The sequence below is a fragment of the Methylotuvimicrobium sp. genome (assembly GCF_050611805.1).
In the GTDB taxonomy this organism is placed as follows: domain Bacteria; phylum Pseudomonadota; class Gammaproteobacteria; order Methylococcales; family Methylomonadaceae; genus Methylotuvimicrobium.
Map to the genome: position 1 here is coordinate 17,461 of NZ_JBNGHF010000041.1, position 18,913 is coordinate 36,373.

At 46.6% G+C, this 18,913-nt stretch carries 14 protein-coding genes; 9 read left to right on the forward strand and 5 right to left on the reverse strand.

The genetic code is table 11. The features are described 5' to 3' along the window. Positions 1-67: 67 nt before the first annotated feature. The 3 genes from ACRJJO_RS16835 (at position 68) to ACRJJO_RS16845 (ending at position 2,013) form a co-directional block, all read left to right on the forward strand. Complete coding sequence (locus ACRJJO_RS16835) at positions 68-556, forward strand: hypothetical protein (RefSeq protein WP_431066807.1); 489 nt, start codon at positions 68-70, stop codon at positions 554-556. Positions 557-628: 72 nt separating this feature from the next. Then, on the forward strand, positions 629-1,075 hold the full coding sequence (locus ACRJJO_RS16840) for a PAS domain-containing protein (RefSeq protein ID WP_431066808.1): 447 nt from the start codon (positions 629-631) through the stop codon (positions 1,073-1,075). Between the two features lie 101 nt (positions 1,076-1,176). Further along, positions 1,177-2,013: a sterol desaturase family protein gene (locus ACRJJO_RS16845; RefSeq protein ID WP_404360220.1), complete on the forward strand. Its 837-nt coding sequence runs from the start codon at positions 1,177-1,179 to the stop codon at positions 2,011-2,013. Between the two features lie 162 nt (positions 2,014-2,175). Here the strand turns inward: ACRJJO_RS16845 and pyk are convergent, their stop codons facing one another. Then, positions 2,176-3,621 carry a pyruvate kinase gene (pyk, locus tag ACRJJO_RS16850; RefSeq protein WP_431066809.1) on the reverse strand — a complete coding sequence of 482 codons (1,446 nt, stop codon included), beginning with the start codon at positions 3,619-3,621 and terminating at the stop codon, positions 2,176-2,178. A 9-nt stretch (positions 3,622-3,630) separates the two neighbouring features. Then, on the reverse strand, positions 3,631-4,641 hold the full coding sequence (gene gap / locus ACRJJO_RS16855; RefSeq protein ID WP_404360222.1) for a type I glyceraldehyde-3-phosphate dehydrogenase: 1,011 nt from the start codon (positions 4,639-4,641) through the stop codon (positions 3,631-3,633). A gap of 671 nt (positions 4,642-5,312) precedes the next feature. Between gap and ACRJJO_RS16860 the strand changes: the two genes are divergently transcribed. Beyond that, positions 5,313-6,398: a TRAP transporter substrate-binding protein gene (locus ACRJJO_RS16860; protein ID WP_431066810.1), complete on the forward strand. Its 1,086-nt coding sequence runs from the start codon at positions 5,313-5,315 to the stop codon at positions 6,396-6,398. A gap of 1,072 nt (positions 6,399-7,470) precedes the next feature. Here ACRJJO_RS16860 and ACRJJO_RS16865 read toward each other — a convergent pair. The 3 genes from ACRJJO_RS16865 to argH form a co-directional block, all read right to left on the reverse strand. After that, positions 7,471-7,836: a PilZ domain-containing protein gene (locus ACRJJO_RS16865; protein ID WP_431066811.1), complete on the reverse strand. Its 366-nt coding sequence runs from the start codon at positions 7,834-7,836 to the stop codon at positions 7,471-7,473. An 85-nt stretch (positions 7,837-7,921) separates the two neighbouring features. After that, complete coding sequence (locus ACRJJO_RS16870) at positions 7,922-10,747, reverse strand: class I adenylate cyclase (protein ID WP_431066812.1); 2,826 nt, start codon at positions 10,745-10,747, stop codon at positions 7,922-7,924. A 524-nt stretch (positions 10,748-11,271) separates the two neighbouring features. After that, the gene (gene argH / locus ACRJJO_RS16875; protein WP_431066813.1) at positions 11,272-12,669 is read right to left on the reverse strand and encodes an argininosuccinate lyase; all 1,398 of its coding nucleotides are present in this window, start codon (positions 12,667-12,669) and stop codon (positions 11,272-11,274) included. Positions 12,670-12,928: 259 nt separating this feature from the next. On the opposite strand from argH, the gene hemC reads away from it, so the two are divergent. From hemC to waaA, 5 genes are all read left to right on the forward strand, one after another. Then, a complete protein-coding gene (hemC, locus tag ACRJJO_RS16880; RefSeq protein WP_431066814.1) occupies positions 12,929-13,852 on the forward strand; it encodes a hydroxymethylbilane synthase in 924 nt (307 codons plus the stop codon). Positions 13,853-13,856: 4 nt separating this feature from the next. Next, positions 13,857-14,627 carry a uroporphyrinogen-III synthase gene (locus ACRJJO_RS16885; RefSeq protein ID WP_431066815.1) on the forward strand — a complete coding sequence of 257 codons (771 nt, stop codon included), beginning with the start codon at positions 13,857-13,859 and terminating at the stop codon, positions 14,625-14,627. A gap of 1 nt (position 14,628) precedes the next feature. Beyond that, positions 14,629-15,801 (forward strand): uroporphyrinogen-III C-methyltransferase, encoded by a 1,173-nt coding sequence (locus ACRJJO_RS16890; protein WP_431066816.1) that lies wholly within the window; start codon positions 14,629-14,631, stop codon positions 15,799-15,801. A gap of 19 nt (positions 15,802-15,820) precedes the next feature. Beyond that, a complete protein-coding gene (locus ACRJJO_RS16895; protein WP_431066817.1) occupies positions 15,821-17,050 on the forward strand; it encodes a heme biosynthesis HemY N-terminal domain-containing protein in 1,230 nt (409 codons plus the stop codon). Positions 17,051-17,593: 543 nt separating this feature from the next. Next, entirely contained in the window at positions 17,594-18,874 is a 1,281-nt protein-coding gene (waaA, locus tag ACRJJO_RS16900; protein WP_431066818.1) for a lipid IV(A) 3-deoxy-D-manno-octulosonic acid transferase, read from the forward strand. Positions 18,875-18,913 lie beyond the last annotated feature (39 nt).

Sequence of the window (18,913 nt, forward strand, 5' to 3'; positions counted from 1 at the left end):
ATATCTATGGATATTTCGGTGCCGGATAAAAAAAGCTTCAACTTACCACGATCGACAAGGAGGCCGCATGTTTGCGTTTGACTTATCAAAGCCGTTGATCGGCAAAGCTGATATAGGTCTCGAAAAAACCGTTGCTGACGTGTTCGATTATGTCGGCTTTCATTTTTTTGATAATTATCCAAAATGGGCCTTGGAAGTTATCGAATTTGAGGTGCTGCAGGAACAGCCCATCGGAGTCGGTTCGAGAGCCAAGCAAGTTAGGATAGAGCAAGGGCAAAAAGTAGAGTCGACCTTCGAGATCACCGAATTTGTGCCTTTGCAAAAATTTGCGCTGGAATCGGTAAACCAAGAGTTTCGTGAAGTTTATACATTCAAGGAAAATGAAGAAAGTGATTTCACCCGATTAGAAATTAGCTTTGAGTTGTTGCATGTCGATTTCTTCATGAGGCCGTTTGAAAAGTTGATTCGCGTTGCCATTGAGGAAGGCTTGCAAAATTCGCTGGAAAACATCCTAACACTGCTGTGTGGGCATTACGGTGGATCGGAACCGGTTTGATGACGGTCATTGAAAAATGGCGTCATCCCACACTTAATATTCCAATTATAAAATTTATCGAGGAGTATAACTATGGCTTTTATCGCTGAAAAAGATCCGGGATTGATTCCGCAAATTCTATCGCTGATTCTGGATGAATGTATTAACGGCATTACGCTAGCCGACCCCGATCTTGAGGACATGCCGATTGTTTATGCCAATAAAGCTTTTGTAGCGGTTACCGGTTATTCGCAGGAAGAAGTGATCGGACGCAATTGTCGATTCTTGCAGGGTGATGACCGAAACCAAGAAGAAATAAAGAGGATTAAAGAGGCCATTAATGAACAAAAACCGGTTGAGGTAGTGCTGCGAAATTATAAAAAAAATGGAGATTTATTCTATAACAAATTTAAAATAATTCCATTATTCGACAGGAGCGGCAAGCTGATTTATTTTCTCGGCGTGCAATACGATGTTACACGGCAAATCGTTGACGAGGAAACTATCAATAATTTGAGAAAACAGCTAGAAAGTCTGTAATATTTTGATTAATTAAGATTTATTTGGGCAATCGTCTAGAGGCTTATCCAGCAAGACTTTCGATATGGGGTGTTGTATGTGTTTTATTATAAAGGTGCGTCATGAACGTTGCGGATAGTTCTTTACCGGTTACCGAGCAAGATTTGCCGCTCAATGAAATCTTTTTGTCATTGGCGCTAGTAGCCTTTGTGTTATTAATTTTCATGGAAGGATTGAAACCTTACCAGCGGTTCGATCGGAAAGTCGCGAAAAATTCGGTGCTGACGAATACTACGGCTTTTTTATTCAATAATATTATTTTAACCACGTTAAGAGCGTCCTCGCTTTTTTTTGTGGCTCAACAGTTTTCGAATTATGGCGTATTGAGCGGATTGTCTAACGGTCCGATTAAATGGGTGCTGTCGTTTTTGCTCTTTGATCTTGCGATTTATGCATGGCATTATGCAAGTCACAAATACGAATTTTTATGGCGTTTCCATAAAATTCATCATAGCGATAAAACCTTTAACGTAACGACCGGGTTTCGTTTTCATGTATTCGATTTGTTTATTGAAATCGTCATGAAATGCCTGTTCGTCATCGTTTTCGGTGTGGATGCTTACGTCATACTCGCGATCGAATTGATCGAGCTGTCTTTTATTTTCTTCCATCATTCGAATCTGTCCTTCGATAAAGAAGATTTATTGTCGAAAGTTATTATTACGCCGGCCTTACATAGAACTCATCATTCGGCGCTACGTAGCGAACATGACAGTAATTACGGTATCGTGTTATCGATATGGGATCAATTGTTTGGGACTCGAAAGGAATTGGTTCCTAAAAAGATCGGTCTCGATCTAATCGAAGCCGATAACTTTATACAGCTGTTTTTCTTGGCATTCATTACCGAAAGACACGTAGCCAAACTATTAGGTTTGATTCCGAAAGGAAGAAAATAAAATGATTTTTGCGATTTGGTGTCCGCTGGCAGGTGGACCCGACCCAGGTGCTTTAAAGCCTGGGATTGATCTCGCCTAACCTTTCAAGCGGGCGCCGGAAATAAAAAAGGGCGGAGAATAATACCCGCCCTTGCTGCATTGTTTAGGAATGCCGGTGAGTTATTAAGGCGTTAAGCCTTCACCCACGGTAATCACTTTCAATGCGTTGGTTCCGCCCTGAACGCCGGTCAGATCGCCTTTGGTGATAATAAATTTATCCCCATTTTGCGCTTGGTGGCGTTTTCTTAGCTGTTTGACGATTTCACGGTTTACTTCGGCATGATCCGGTTCTTTCAAGTGTTTGTCGAAATAGAACGGAAATACGCCTCGATAAAGCGTTACCTTGCCTAAAGTTTTTTCCTGACTGCTAAATGCGAAGATAGGAATTCCCGAGCTGATTCTGGACATCCATAACGGTGTCGATCCGGATTCGGTCAATGCCGCTATGCCATGAATCGTCGTATGATTCGCCATATACATCGCCGACATCGCAATCGCTTCGTCGATGCGTTGGAATTGCGTATCCATACGATGCTTCGAAACTCGAACGCTCGGCTGTTTTTCGGTCTCTTCGCAAACCCGTACCATGGCTTCGACCGCTTTGACCGGATATTTACCGGAAGCGGTTTCGGCCGATAGCATGATAGCATCGGTGCCGTCGACGACCGCATTCGCAACGTCGAAAACTTCGGCGCGAGTCGGGATCGGGTTTTCGATCATCGATTCCATCATTTGCGTCGCAGTGATCGCAATACGATTCAGTTCGCGAGCGCGGCTGATGAGTCGTTTTTGTGCGGCCGGAAGGTTGGCGTCGCCAATTTCAACGCCCAAGTCGCCACGAGCGACCATTACCGCATCGGATGCCAGGATAATTTCATCCATTGCATCCATCGCTTCTGCTCGCTCCACCTTGGCGACGATGCCGGCATGGCAACCTTCCGCCAGCAGCAATTCGCGTGCTTCGTTCAAGTCCGCTGCGCATCTAGGAAAAGATACCGCAACATAATCGCAATCGATTTTCGCAATCGTTTTGATGTCTTCCTTGTCTTTTTCGGTCAAAGCAGCGGCGGAAAGCCCGCCACCCATCAAATTGATGCCTTTGTTGTTAGACAGGTCGCCGCCGACGACTACTTTGCAATTGACGCGTTTGCCGTCGGTATCGACTACGTCTAATACCACTCGTCCATCGTCCAACAGTAAACGACTGCCGTTGCGCACTTCGCGAGCCAGCGGTTCGTAAGTGATGCCGACTTGGGTATTATCGCCGTCGTTCGGTCCTAAGTTGATGTCCAAGGCGAAATCCTGGCCTTCATCAAGCCATACTTTCGTTTCCTTGAAACGTGCTATGCGTATTTTAGGGCCTTGCAGGTCGCCTAATATGCCGACGCGGCGTCCGGTTTTGCGGCTTAATTCGCGAACTTTGTTGGCTCGGTCAATATGGTCTTGCGCCGAGCCGTGCGAGAAATTCATGCGAACCACGTCGATGCCGGCTTTGAACAAGTTTTCCAGGACCCCGGGTTTATCCGTTGCGGGGCCCAAAGTGGCCAGTATTTTGGTTCTTCGTAACATTAGTGCCCTTTATTTTGCGTTGCACAAGGCAACAGTGGTATCCAGCATACGATTCGAGAAGCCCCATTCGTTGTCGTACCAAGCCAAAACTTTAACGAAGTTGCCTTCGGTGACTTTGGTTAATGACGATTCGTAGATGGATGATGCAGGATTGTGATTGAAGTCGATAGAAACCAGTGGCTTGTCGTTATAAGCCAAGATGCCGTTCGATTTTTCCGAAGCGGATTTCAGGATGCTGTTGATTTCATCCACGCTGGTGTCTTTTCCGGCCGTAAAGCACAGGTCGACGACCGAAACGTTGATGGTCGGTACGCGCATGGCGAAGCCGTCCAGTTTTCCGGCCAATTCAGGCAGAACCAAACCGACAGCCGCGGCAGCACCTGTTTTGGTTGGTATCATCGATTGTGTTGCGGAACGAGCGCGGCGTAAATCGCTGTGATAAACATCGGTTAATACTTGGTCGTTGGTGTAGGCATGAATTGTGGTCATCAAGCCGTGTTTGATGCCGATGCTATCGTTCAAGGCTTTTGCTAATGGCGCTAGACAGTTGGTGGTGCACGAAGCATTGGAAATGATCGTGTCGGAAGCCTTTAACGTATCGTGGTTGACGCCGTAAACGATTGTGGCGTCGACGTCGTTGCCGCCGGGGGCAGAAATGATGACTTTTTTCGCACCTGCGGTGATATGAGCGGAAGCTTTGGCTTTGCTGGTAAAAAAACCGGTGCATTCATGGACGACGTCGATCCCGAGTTCGGCCCAAGGGAGTTTGGATGGATCGCGTTCGGAAAGTACACGAATTCTGTCGCCATTGACGATCATGTAATCGCCGTCGACACCGACTTCACCGGGGAATTTTCCGTGCGCGGTATCGTATTGAGTGAGGTGAGCATTGGTAGCGGAATCGCCCAAGTCGTTGATTGCGACAACTTGGATTTCACCGTTGCGGCCAGATTCATACAATGCACGAACGATATTTCGTCCAATACGACCATAGCCGTTGATTGCGACTTTAATTGCCATATAAGTTCTCCGGTAATGTGAGGTTGATTTTTTCGGTGGGCGCCAATCGGTTTCCGATCAGCGTACGGCGTGAAAGTATAACAAAATTAGCTATATTCCGTCCATGTATACCTATCGCACTTCAAATTTCGGCATTAGCGTATGGAGGCACCGGGGTGTTCGGCAAAGGCTTTGAAAGCATGGATGCTGTCATAGAGCCTACATGGACGTATTCACGGCGTCCTTTGACGGCCACCCCGGCGCCGAAATTTGACTAGCAAAGGGTATATAAAGGGATTCGTTGCTTTAGAGTAACGTTCATGAAGGGCTAGCCATCGCCCCGGCAAATGAAAGTGCGAGGGAGTGGCAGGGTACGGTCACTCGCCCGACAGGACGCCGTGAATACATCCGTGTAGGCTCGACGGCGGCTTTCCCTGCCGCCGACGCCTGTCGGTCGAGCAACCGCACCCGCTTCGGAGCCGGCATTTTATCTGCCGAGCTTCGTTTATCGAAAAATTAGATAAGGAGTCCAAATCTACGAACTTTCACAGTAACACAAATCACCGTGTTGCTATTGTGGAAAGTTTCGGTAGATTTTGTGAATCTTCGTTAAACTCACGTCGCATTCAAAGCTAATTTTTTGATTGCGGGTAATCATCGACTTTTTCGGAAATTACGGAGATGCATAGCATATGAAGCGTAGAGAATTTATAAAAAAAGCGAGCGTAAGTACGGTCGCGGCAAGTACTGTAACATTGACGGGTACTAAAATTAGTAAGGCCGACACGGTTTTTAAATGGAAGTTGGTTACGGCTTGGCCGAAAAATTTTCCAGGCTTAGGGCATGGCGCTAATTTATTGGCGCAAATGATCACAGAGATGAGCGGTGGTCGGATCAACGTCAAAGTCTATGGGGCTTCGGAATTGGTGCCCGCTTTTGAAGTGTTTGATGCGGTTGCTAATGGAACCGCCGAGATGGGCCATTCCGGGTCTTATTATTGGAAGGGAAAGTCGGAGGCGGCGCAGTTTTTTTCGGCGGTGCCTTTCGGATTTACGGCTCAAGAAATGAACGCTTGGTTGTATTACGGCGGCGGTTTGGAGTTGTGGCAAGAACTTTACAAGCCTTTCGGTCTGATTCCTGTGCCGTCCGGAAATTCGGGCGTGCAAATGGCCGGATGGTTCAATCGGGAAATTAAATCAGTAGCCGATTTGGATGGATTGAAAATGCGTATTCCAGGTCTGGGTGGCGAAGTTTTGAGGCGCGCAGGCGGTACTACGGTTAACTTGCCGGGTGGAGAAATATTCACGGCTTTGCAGTCACATAACATCGATGCGACTGAGTGGGTCGGACCTTATAACGATTTGGCTTTCGGTCTGCATAAGGTGGCCAAGTTTTATTATTACCCAGGTTGGCATGAACCGGGCTCGACGATCGAGGCTGTTATCAACCGAAAAGCCTTCGATGCATTGCCGAAGGATTTGCAGCAAATTGTAATGACGGCATGTAAGGCTGCAAATATGGACATGATAAGCGAATACACGGCACGTAATAATCAAGCCTTGGATACTTTAATGAACAAGCACAATGTATCGGTATTGCCCTTGCCTGACGATGTGTTGAAAAAACTCAAGCAGATTTCGGACGAGCTTATTGCTGAAATGGCCGCAAAGGATCCTGCGGTCAAAAAAGTGTACGATTCGGTCGTCGGTTTCAGAAGTCAAGTTTCGCGTTGGACCGAGATTTCGGAGTTGGCTTTTTTAAAAGCAAGGGCGCTTTAACCTAAAAAAGCATCTCACCATGAAGAATAAGAAGTTAATTCAATGATTTGCCATTCGTTTGCATACAACTTTCGCTCAACCGAAAGGTTAGCTGGAATGTTTAGATAATCTCTTGAAATACTTCATTAACTTCATGTGCTTCATGGATGAACTGCCGAATTTAGGGTTATCGGTTTCCGGTTTTGTCTTGTGATATTCGATTCGATGCGGCGGGCCCGGAAATGGTATTCGCCATGAATGGGCGGTTTCGGTTTTCGTAGGGTGCGCATAGCGCACCGGGTTCGGAGCCGAGACGTTTCGTTGGGTTGTGCGTTGTGGCAAGGTGCGCGATGCGCACCCCGCCCTGGTGCTTCATAGCCTATGAGCGCCAGCAATTTTCGAGAGATTTTGAGATTATAAAAATAGGAAACACAGCAGGGCAAACGCATTAAAGCACTATAGAAAATCAAATAGTTAAAATATTCCTTTTTTCCTGGTTAACTATAAGATTTAGTTTGTTTGAAACCTAAATAAGGCTTTGTGTCGCTATCGCGACGCTTATGTGTAGTCGGTTCGCGGACCGACAACCGCGATACTTTTCTTTGCTTGTCCAAAGAAAAGTATCCAAAAGAAAAGACACCCGGAGGCCGCTGCATCCTGCGCGCTGACGATTTTGCCGAGGGTTTTCGGAAGGGCTATCCCTAGCCCTCCGAAAACGAGCGGCATCCCTGCCGCTCCCCTAACGGGCTATTCTCGGCAAAATCGCCAGTGCTCGGCGCGGCCTAACGGGGCCCAGGGAGGGGTACCATAAGTTAAACCGAATTGACTAAGCGTTCTAAGTAACAGGAGAACATATTGATATGTTGATTGTTTTAATGCGTTTGCCCTGGGGAACACAGAGATTAGCTAGAATGCCCCTCTAGGACAGTCTAAGGTGGTGTTTATATTGGCTATGTATGCGGTAATAGTGTATCTATTCAGTCCCCCCGGCAATTATCGTTCCCACGCTGGAGCGTTGGAACGATAGGGGGTGTGAATAATTACTTCGAGATTGGTGTAGTATTCACTTCAACTATTAACGCGAACATAGCTTTTATATTACCGGCATTGCGATGCTCGTTTGGGCGTGTTTGACGCATTCGAACATTAATTCGTCTAAGGCTTCTTCAGTCGAATAGTTGCCATGGTGCAGGCCGTATTCGAAGTGTGGGCAGTAATGCTTGATTTCGCCGTGTATCGTTATCGGAATTTTTGATTCGGGGAGAACGATGACAATTTTGACAATACCTTCACTTTCTTCGGGTAATGGAGAGTTCAGGCGAATTTTAATGCCGGTATAGCTAATGTCGATAACGTCGCCGTCAATTTCAATCGGAGCCTCTCTGACTCGGTCGATGCTGACATGGGCTTTTAATTCCTTGACCTGTATTCTTGGGTGTTTGCGTTGTTCGTTTTGCATGTGATGTATGAATTAAAAAAGTGTCGATGCTTGGTGTCTTAAAGTTTCGCAGTTCGTAAGCTTATGCAAATCATTAAAAAAATAGTTATGTACCCGAAATGCTGTTTAAACGGTTTTCGATTTTTTGTTTATATTTCAATAAGTGAATGGTTTGTAATTCCGATGCGTTTTCAAGGCCTAAGTTTGCGAGCGGTACGTCGATATCGCTGATGTGAATAGGATATCGCTGATTGGATTGTCTAAATTCCAGAATATATTCCGCCGCCGCTGAAAGGGCGCGCTTACCGTAAGTTAGTGTCGAAAACTCTTTTTCGTTGCAATAAAGCGTGTAGGATGCCGAGTGCTCTCCTGACACGCGAATATCCAATTCGCGAGTCAAGTTTATTCTGTTTGGAACACTCGGAGTATATTTTATGATGGTACTGGGATTGTGTCGGATTTTATAGTGCTCGATTAACAGACTGTCGTCAAAGAAATATCGGTTCAGAATATTATCCAGAAAATGTTGATAACGGCGCAACAAACCGTCGATCTTTGCGGAAGGGTAGTGCTGGCGAAACAGTGCGCCTTTTTCGTCCAGTAAATAAAGCTGTATACCTGTTTTCGTGGCAGTGTGAAATACTTGAATCGTGTTTGCTTTATTCAATTTTAATAATTCGGGTATCTCGCTTTCTTCCAGACAAAAAGGGTCGATATGCGTCGGGCTGAAAACCCCTTGGGCTTGGCTTAATTCGTTTAACAGTTCTTGACGAGTTCCAATGCTTCGATAATGTAGAGTTCTGTTTTTTCTCTGAAAAATATAATAATCTTTTGCTCCTGCCAGGATGTAGCGGGGCGATTCATTTGAATTTTGCCGGCCGAACCAACTGATTAACGTTTGGAATACGCTTTGAGCTCGTTGGCTAATGCTATTGGCGCGTGCCGAAGTATTACAAATAACTTTGACATCGCTTTCTGCGATTGGAGGGCGATGATTGTTGAAGATGTCGGTGAAGGTGTCGAATAAACCGTCCAGTCCGAGTGCGCGGCTTGCGGTGACTTCCCCCCAGTTCGAAATGGAAACCCGATTTACCGATTGAACAAACGATTGACGGCTCTTGCCATAACTAAAAGGGTCGGAGCGTTCGCTCATGACTAGGCGTCCGTCATTGCGCTCGCCCTCAGGTTCCGTTCCGATATTGATGAACAATAGCGAGCTTTGACATTGGTTAGGTTGTTTATAGCTAGGCAAATCGAGGTGTAATTTATCGAGTCTGCTGCTAATGAAGTCATGCAATTGTTCGGTCGTGGTTTGGAGTTCGTTCGTTGAGAGTGAGAGTGTTTTACTGTCGAGGTTAAGTTTCAGTTTTTTATGGTATAGGCCGTTTACAATGATCCATGCCAGCAATTCGATTAAACTCCAGGTGTTTTTTATCGGGCTTTGTTCGGCAAGATTGTCCGCAGTAACATGACCAAGATATAGGCTCCAGCCGCTTTGATTATCGGCGAAGCTAGTTTCTACGAGCGATAATTCCTGTTCTTTGATTTGGAGTGCCGAGCGGGTTGTAATAAACTCGATTTTGCCTGGTTTTTTGTCCAGAAAGGAATGCAGTTTGCGGCCTATCAGTTTCAGATCTTCATTGTCTTTCAAGTTACTTTGAACATGCTGTCCGGCAAAATTTAAAATCATACGATAACAGCCTGCTAGATGACGCAGAATAATGTCATGTTCACGGGTGGCTTTTAGTATGTTCCATGATTGTTGTCTGCTAATTTCAGGCAGTAACGTTTCCGGCCATTGCCACCGATGCGCAATATGCTTGATGAATTCGGTGCGATAGAGTTGTTTTTGCGGATCTTGTTCGGTATTGGCAAAGCCCATGATTTTAATATATAGGCTATGTCTTATCAGTTCCAGACGTGCGCGATTAGCGGGCGAGCTAAGGTAATTCTCGAGTTTTTGATAAATCAATAGATAGGGGTCGAGATCCTCGAGCGAGAACTCTCCGCCGTGAACGGCTTTTTTCATTTCCGAACAAAGCCATTGAGTATTGGGATACTCGCTTGCGTAACATTCCATCAGCATCAGTTTTAGCAGCGATTTGTGCGGTGACCCGATCGCTTTATAAATATGCCAGAGCGTGACGGTGATGAATTCTTCGGGAGGAGCGTTTTCCAGGCTGCCGAAATCGATGACTTCCAGTTCCGAGATGAATTTGTTATCGAGTAAATGACTGATATAGCCGGTATGATGATGCTCTTCTCGCGGAGGCACGAGCCACCAAGCCGGCGATCGGCCCGCGATATAGACGGCCGTACGATAAAATTCCTCTAATAATAAATAGTGTTGGGTCTTTCCGCTACTTTCATCGGAAATAGGGATATCTTGTCCGCTTTTAAATTTTTCATGATCGATTAGGAAAAAATGAACCTCAAGGTCCAAAGACATAGCCCACTCCTCGATCGCGGTTGCTTTCTGCTGAAGTTCTTCAAGGGCCGAAGGGGGCAAGGCCGGGTCGTGGCAAAGCCAAATATCCATATCGCTGGTTTTTGTGAAGGCAATGCTGCCGACGCTGCCCATCAAAAACAAGCCTAGAATTGGATGATTCGTCAAGGCGCGCGTTTTGTATTGGTAGCTTCTCGAAAATTGAGCGGCATGCAGTAGAACTTGGCGTGTCGGTGAATAGTCTAGAATGCCGGCTGGGGTTTCAGAAGAAATAAAACCGGGCAATAACGGTACGTTTTGATGAAAGAGCAAGGGAAGTAATTCTAAAAAGACTCGTTGACGCGGTTGTAAAAAACTTTGAATGCGTTTTTGCTGAAGCAAATGTAAATTTTTGAAACGCTGGAGAATCGCTAGCAAATCTTTTTTGCTGATATCTTCTCCGGGCGAACCAAGGCGAATCGGTGTGAGATGTTTTTTTTCAACCATGTTGTCGTGAATGGTTAGCGATTGACAGGCATATTGTTGTCTTCTATTTAGCCGTGCGACAAAATTTGTGGGATTTTTGAGGCGCGGAAGCTGCCGTTACGTGAAAGGTTTCGTACTGTTATAACTTTAGGTTATACCCTTTGATAGTCAAATTTCGGTCCGGGGCGAATATTGATTTTGCATTACGCCATGGATGGCATGTAGTAAGACAACAATAGAAGGCGCATTAGGCGACAACTAGTCTGATACAGGGCAGCGAAAAATGCTCCTCGGCAATTGCTCCTGCATTGCTCTAATACCGCCATCCTTGGCGTAATGTATTTTCTGCATTCATTACATCCCTGTAGCTCAGCAGTTGCCGAGGAGCAAAATCGATCTAACACCCCTGCGTAGCCATGTCCTAATGCCTCAATTTGAAATGCGATAGACATAAAGATCAGTGGCTTGCCTTGATCTTTCGGCTATGCTTTTCCATTCACCATTCACCATTCACCATTCACCATTCACCATTCACCATTCACCATTCACGCATTGCCTGCAAGTTCGGCTCTCGCTTTGTTAATGGCCTCTCTAACGGTGTCCGGTGCGGTTCCGCCGATATGCTTTCGGGCGGCGACCGAGCCTTCTAACGTTAATACGTTAAAGACGTCTTCATCAATGCAGTCGGAAAACTGTTGCAATTCCGTAAGCGTTAGCTCGGACAAGTCGCGTTCAGTTTCGACGCCGAGCCGCACGGCTCGGCCGACAATTTCATGCGCATCTCGAAAGGCCAGGCCTTTGCGGACGAGGTAATCGGCCAAATCGGTCGCAGTCGCGAAACCTTGTTTCGCGGCGCGGTACATGTTGTCTTTTTTTGCGCTTAAGCGGGGTACCATGTCCGCGAATGCGCGCAGGCAATTGATGAGGGTATCGGCAGTATCGAACAACGGCTCTTTGTCTTCTTGATTGTCCTTATTATAGGCGAGCGGTTGGCTTTTCATCAGCATCAATAGCGACATCAAATGTCCTGTGACGCGTCCTGACTTGCCGCGGACCAATTCCGGAACATCGGGGTTTTTCTTTTGCGGCATGATAGATGAGCCGGTGCAGAAAGCATCAGGAATATCGATGAAATCGAATTGGGCGCTGGACCACAATACCAGTTCCTCTGAGAAGCGCGAGAGATGCATCATAATCAAACTGCCGGCGGCACAAAATTCGATTGCGAAATCGCGGTCGCTAACCGAATCCAGCGAATTGGCCGACGGTTCGGAAAATTGCAACAGTTGTGCAGTCATGTGTCGGTCGATCGGATAGCTGGTACCAGCCAGTGCCGCGGCTCCCAGCGGCATAATATTGATTCGTTTTAGGCAGTCGGCTAAGCGTTCGTTATCGCGCTTGAGCATTTCGAACCAAGCCATCAGATGATGTCCGAAAGTGATTGGTTGCGCGACCTGCAAATGGGTAAAACCGGGCATGATCGTGTCCGCTTCGCGTTCGGCGAGGTTCAAAATGGCATTTTGCAAACGAGTCAGTTCGGCGCGGATACGCTTGATTTCATCGCGCAAATAAAGCCTAATGTCTGTCGCGACCTGATCGTTGCGGGAGCGTCCGGTATGCAGCTTTTTGCCGGCAATGCCGATCATATCGGTCAGGCGAGCTTCGATGTTCATATGAACGTCTTCTTGTTTGACGGACCAATTAAATTGACCTTGCTCGATTTCGATGCCGATTTTTTGGAGGCCGTCGATGATCGCATCGCGTTCGTTTTCGGTGAGGATGCCGATTTTGCCCAGCATTGTTGCGTGAGCTATCGAGCCTTGAATGTCTTGCTGGGCCATGCGTTTGTCGAAGTCGACCGAAGCGGTAAAGATTTCTACAAAGGCGTCGGTGGCCTCGGCAAATCGGGCGCTGGAAAGTTTTTCGGAGTTAACGTTGGTCATAAGTCTCGGTGCTGAAATTGTAAATAGCTCATTATATGCGATGCGCAGGCATTCTTTGTTCTGAAAATTGTTGATTCGCCCCGTTTGCGTATCTGTGAAGAAAAAGTTTTCAATAGGGCATGAGTTCTGTAAGTGCCTAGAAGTAAAGTGAGTTTTTTAGGCCGTTCAAGGCTTTGTTTGCCGAAAATGAAACTCGCTAAGGATTGTACTTGTCGGACAGGTTACAATATGCATTTTTAGTTGAATATTGGGTGTTGTTTTGGCAAATCAAATCATTCGTATCGCAACTCGCAAGAGCCCTTTGGCTTTATGGCAGGCCGAACATGTCGCCGATCGGTTGAAGCGGGCTTTTCCTGGGCTCGAAACCGAATTGGTCACGATGACCACGAAAGGCGACAAATTGTTGGATGCACCATTGGCTAAGGTTGGCGGCAAAGGCTTATTCGTCAAGGAGTTGGAGCAGGGGATGTTGGACGGCAGGGCCGATATTGCCGTGCATTCAATGAAGGATGTGCCGGTGGAATTTCCGGATGGCTTGCATTTGTCGGTGATTTTACAGCGTGAAGATCCTACCGATGCCTTTGTGTCTAATCACTATGCTTCGCTGAGCGAGCTGCCCGAACAACCTAGAATAGGGACTTGCAGCTTGCGCAGACAATGTCAAATCAAGGAAAAATTTCCCAATGCCGAAATATTGACATTAAGAGGTAATGTCAATACCCGTTTGGCCAAGCTCGATGCGGGCGAATTCGATGCGATCATTCTTGCCTCGGCCGGGCTGATTCGCTTAGGTATGCAGCATAGAATCGCCGCGCGGCTCGATCCTAGCGAAAGTCTGCCGGCCATCGGGCAAGGCGCGATCGGGATCGAATGCCGAAGCGACGATACGGTTATCAATGAATTATTGAGTCGGCTGCATGATCCGGAAACCCATATTTGTGTATCTGCCGAGCGTGCGATGAATGCTCGATTAAAAGGCGGTTGCCAAGTCCCGATAGCCGGTTTTGCGACCTTGCAATCGGATATTCTTTACATGCGAGGCTTGGTCGGCGATCCGGACGGTAGTGTGATATATCGCGCCGAACGAAGCGGGTCGGCCGAACAGGCCGAGCAGATAGGTGTGTCTATTGCCGAAGAGTTATTGGCTAACGGCGCCGATAAAATTTTGCAAGCTTTGTTTTAGATTAATGACGAATGCAAAGCCGTTTTTAGTGCTGGTGACTCGCCCGGTTCATCAGGCGCACAATTTGACTCGAATGATCGAAAGTCGTGGTTGGCAAGCCGTACCCTTTCCGGTACTCGAAATTGTTCCGCGGCCTCGCTCGACTAACGAATTTGAAATGTTGGAAAAGCTGCAATATTTCGATTGTTTAATCTTTGTTAGCGCTAATGCGGTAAATTTTGCGCTGCAAGCGAATAATGGCAAAATAACTCCATTTAAACAGTGTAAAATCGCCTCGGTTGGAAAAGCCACGGCCAGAGCTTTGGAGTCTGCAGGACTCGTCGTGGATTGGGTGCCTGAGGCCGGATTCGATAGCGAAGCTTTATTGACACTGCCTTATTTTCATGGGGTTGAGGGACGCTCCTTTTTAATAGTCAGGGGCGAAGGCGGTCGGGAAAAACTTGCCGATACTTTGCGCGAAAGAGGTGCGGCCGTTGAATATTGGGAGGTCTATCAAAGAATTCGACCGCAATCCGATGTTCAGCCGGTGGTCGATTTGTTAAAACGCGGAGAACTTAGCCTGATCACGGTAAGTAGCGGTGAAGCATTGCGCAATCTTGTGGATATGTTAAGTTCTTACGCAAAGCCGGAATTGATGTCCGTCCCGTTGGTCGTTATCAGCGAAAGAATGAAATGTCTTGCCGAGGATATCGGCTTTAAAAGAATCGCTTTAGCCTCCGGTCCGGATGACGAAGCGATTGTTCAAAAAGTAACTACTGTGTGCAATGGGGAATAGTGTGGCCGAAGTGACTGAAAATCAAGAGCGGGAAGCGGAAGCTGAAACGGATACGAAAACGGCGAATAGCAGCGAAAAAGTGCACCGATCCCGAAGCGGATTTTGGCTGGCGGTGATTGTTTTTTTGGTTATCCTATCGATCGTTGGCATAGGCTTGTTTTTATTTGCTCAGTTAAGACAGCAGCAGGAGACGCTTGGCGGTGAAGTCTCTAAAGGAGATATGCAATTATTCGAGTTGACTAAGCAAATCAGCGGCTACCAAACGCAAATTGCCGCGATTCAATCGCATTTGACGACGATCGAATCAGATTTGAAAGCGAAAGATAGGTTGATTAACGAATCCTTAACCGAGTTTTCTCAACTGCAGTCCGAAAAATTGGAAGCGATACGTACCGATTTGAATACTCGAATTCAACAGGTTCAGCGCCAATTGGGTAAAACGCGTGGCGATTGGTTAATCGCCGATGCCGAGTATTTGCTTAGCGTCGCAAATCAGCGCCTGCAGTTGACCGGCGATGTCGAGACTGCTCGTGAAGCGTTGCAAGCGGCGGATCAACGTTTGCGTGAAAGCGGCGATGCGGCCGCCTATAAAGTACGCGAACAAATTGCCAAAGAAATTGCCGAATTAGGTAAGGTGCAACTGCTCGATATTGTCGGGGTTTATTCGTCAATCAGAACATTAGAGACCGAAATCGGTAAGTTGTCGTTGATTAAACCTTATTCAGGTAAGCCTCTGACGCCGTCTGAAGAAATACACGATCATGCTCAGCATACCGATGAAGAGCACGACCTTCTGTCGAAAGCGTTAAAAAGTTTGCAAGGAGTGGTAACGGTGAGGCATACCGACCAGCCTATCACTGAAATTATTACGCCGGAGGAAGCGCAGTTCACTCGCCAACAATTGCGTGTCAAATTAGAAATGATAAAAATCGGTTTGGTGCAGCAAAACGAAGTTTTATACAAGGCCAGTATTGCCGATGCAAAGGAATGGGTTGCCGAAAATTTTACAAGTAATTCGATCGCCAGAAACTTCGTGGCCGAATTGGATAAGCTCGAAGCGATTAGTTTACATAGTCAATATCCCGATATCAGTCATTCACTAAAAATGCTACGCGATATCACCAAACTAAGAATCGAAACCGATAAGGCTTTGTCGGCTCCTGAGCCATCCTGAATATAACAACGGGTACATTATGAAAAATATTATTTTTTTTCTGGGCTCGCTGTTTATCGCCATCGCGGTCGCTTTTGGGATACACAGTTGGTTTTCTCGCTACGACGATCCGGGCTATGTCTTGATTGGTATAGGCCATTGGTCCTTGGAAACGTCTTTGGTGGCGTTAGGTGTAACGTTAGTCATTGCCTTTTTTCTGTTCTATATGTTTTTTCGCCTGTTGGGCTGGTTGCTTCGGCTGCCCGGCAAGGTTAAATCTCATGGTCAAAGCGTCAAATACAACCGATCTCAAGAAGCTTTAATCGCAGGCTTAGTGGATTCGGCGGAAGGAAATTGGGAAAAAGCCGAAAAAATTCTGATCAAACATGCATCGCATAGTGGCGCGCCATTGATTCATTATTTAACTGCGGCACGCGCCGCTCAGTCGCGCGGAGCTGTTGAAAAGCGCGATGAATATTTAAGAATTGCCGCGGAGCGATCGCCGGGCGCCGATATTGCGGTTGGTTTGACCCAGGCGGAAATGCATTTGTCGGAGCAGCAGTTCGATCAAGCGCTCGACACGCTGAAAAAACTACACTCAATCAATCCCGCTCATGCCAGTGTTTTGAAGCTGTTGCATCAGACATATCGCCAATTAGGGGACTGGGATGCGATACGTAAAATTATTCCGTCGATGAATAAAAGTAAAGTGTTGATGGAAACCGAAATCAAACTGCTGGAAGCCGAGGTTTTTAGCGGCTTGTTGAGGCAGGCGGCGGAAAACGGCGATTATACCAAGATTCAAGAAGTCTGGCAGGAGGTGCCTGATTATATTAAGCGTATACAAGGGATTCCCGCGATTTATTTTGCTGGTATGATCGATGTTGGTGCGGGCGCCAAAATAGAGGACGAACTAGCACGCTCGATTTCCGAGGATTGGGACGAAACGTTGTTGGTATTGTTCGGGAGCGTTCAATCCAACGAACCTCAAAGGCAGCTTAAAACCGCAGAAGGTTGGCTTAAGGCCTATCCCGATAATGCAGTTTTGTTGAGGGTACTCGGTAAAATCAGTAAACGTTGTAAAGAAACGGATAAGGCTGGGCAATATTTGGAAAAAAGTATTGCCTTGGAACCTTCGGTTTCGGCTTATCAATTGTTAGCAGACTTATTGACCGAAAAAGGCGATAAAAATTCGGCGCTTGAATGCTACAAATGCGCTCTCGACTTGGCATCCGGTGAAGTGGCGCGCCAGGTAGAAAATATTACATGATAACCGGCTGAAAAATGATAATTGGAAATTTTTGCGGCTTAAGTAAAGCTCTCATCATCCTGGATAAAAAGTTTCACCATGAAGATAAGAAGTTAATTCAATAACTTCTTATGCGTTTGTATAGAACCTTCGTTCACCCACTAGGTTATACCCGTAGATGAAAATTCGGCTCCAGGGTGCCCGTCAAAGGACGCTGAAAACCCCATCCTAAATTATTTAAAACAATTAACCATGGTCAATGGGCTATGGAATTTAGGTGCTGGGTAAATACGTCCATGCCGGCTCTATCCCAGCTCCATGCTGGTCCCACACCTAGCGTTAGGTGTGGGACCGAGTACCCGGGGTCTGTTCCGACACTACCGAAATTTGAAGTGCGAAAGATATAACGACAATGATTAGGTGATTTCCTGAAGTACTTCATGAGCTTCATGGTTAAATTGCCGAGCTTAGGATCATCATTATCGGTAAAATTCGAGCGATCCGTGTGGCGATCTATTCAGCGACTAGTGCCCCCTTTTTTTCGGAATGTTAAGGCTAAACATCGTGCGAATTATTTATTCCGCCGTTTTTTATTTTTTATTGCCGCTGATTTTTGGGCGATTGCTTTGGCGGAGTATCAAGGCGCCCGAATACCGTAATCGATATTGGGAGAGGCTTGGGCTGTATCGGCGCAATTTCGAAGGTCCGTTTATTTGGTTTCATGCCGTATCGGTCGGTGAGGCCGAGGCGGCTTTTCCGTTAATTAAGCGCCTTCAGCAAGATTATCCTGCAAAAAAGTTTCTGATAACCACAACCACACCGACCGGATCCGCGCGTGTCCAAGCTGTTTTGGCTGATTCCGTCGCTCATGTTTACCTTCCTTACGATACGCCCGGTTCGGTCGCGCGGTTTATTGCTGCATTCAGCCCCGAGATTGGGGTCATTATGGAGACCGAAATTTGGCCCAATCTATTTGCAGCCTGCGAGGCAAAGGGTGTTCCAATATGTATTGTCAATGCTCGGTTGTCCGATAAATCCGCGCGCGGTTACGCCAAAATTCCGAGCCTGATTAAACCGGCACTTGCTTGCGTTAGTCAAATTGCCGCTCAAACAAAGGAGGATGCCGAACGATTCGTGTCGATCGGTGCGGAACGAGAGCGTATACAATCGGTTGGTAATTTGAAATTCGATATCGATTTCGATCCGCAATTCCTGGACCGAGGTAAGCAACTAAAGCAGGAATACTTCGCCGGGCGCTTTGTTTGGATTATCGCCAGTACGCATAAGAACGAAGAAGCGATTATTTTAAGTCTTTATCCGAAGCTCAAAGCCTCTATACCTGAGTTGCTCCTATTGCTCGTCCCTCGTCACCCTGAAAGGTTTTCCGAAGTCGAGCGTCTGATTGTCAGCAATGATTTAAAGCCGATAACCCGTTCGTCCGGATTGAAATGTGCGGATGAAACCGACGTATTCTTATTAGATAGCATGGGCGAATTGAAGTTGTTTTATGCCGCTGCCGATTTGGCTTTTGTCGGCGGTAGTATGGTGCCGGTCGGAGGGCATAATATTTTAGAGCCGGCGGCACTTGGAGTTCCGGTGATGTTCGGGCCTTACATGGATAATTTCAGAGAGATTCAATCCAATGTGTTAGCCGTTGAGGCTGCGGTTCAATGTTTCAACGAAGCGGAAATCCTGTCTAATGTTAATTATTTCCATCAAAATCCAACGGCGCGTGATGCATTGGTCCAAAAAGGATTGCAATTTGTCGCAGATAACAAGGGAGCTATGGAGAAGATTGTGATCTTGATCGGTTCGTTAATCGGATGTAATAAAGGTGAAAGGTGAAAGGTGAAAGGTGAAAGGTGAAAGGTGAAAGGTGAAAGG

Coding starts and splice junctions, on each gene's coding strand:
- argH (WP_431066813.1), bottom strand. CDS start 12,669: ATGACCAACGTTAACTCCGAAAAACTTTCCAGCGCCCGATTTGCCGAG.
- pyk (WP_431066809.1), bottom strand. CDS start 3,621: ATGTTACGAAGAACCAAAATACTGGCCACTTTGGGCCCCGCAACGGAT.
- ACRJJO_RS16835 (WP_431066807.1), top strand. CDS start 68: ATGTTTGCGTTTGACTTATCAAAGCCGTTGATCGGCAAAGCTGATATA.
- ACRJJO_RS16860 (WP_431066810.1), top strand. CDS start 5,313: ATGAAGCGTAGAGAATTTATAAAAAAAGCGAGCGTAAGTACGGTCGCG.
- ACRJJO_RS16885 (WP_431066815.1), top strand. CDS start 13,857: ATGACGAATGCAAAGCCGTTTTTAGTGCTGGTGACTCGCCCGGTTCAT.
- ACRJJO_RS16895 (WP_431066817.1), top strand. CDS start 15,821: ATGAAAAATATTATTTTTTTTCTGGGCTCGCTGTTTATCGCCATCGCG.
- ACRJJO_RS16865 (WP_431066811.1), bottom strand. CDS start 7,836: ATGCAAAACGAACAACGCAAACACCCAAGAATACAGGTCAAGGAATTA.
- gap (WP_404360222.1), bottom strand. CDS start 4,641: ATGGCAATTAAAGTCGCAATCAACGGCTATGGTCGTATTGGACGAAAT.
- ACRJJO_RS16840 (WP_431066808.1), top strand. CDS start 629: ATGGCTTTTATCGCTGAAAAAGATCCGGGATTGATTCCGCAAATTCTA.
- ACRJJO_RS16845 (WP_404360220.1), top strand. CDS start 1,177: ATGAACGTTGCGGATAGTTCTTTACCGGTTACCGAGCAAGATTTGCCG.
- ACRJJO_RS16870 (WP_431066812.1), bottom strand. CDS start 10,747: ATGGTTGAAAAAAAACATCTCACACCGATTCGCCTTGGTTCGCCCGGA.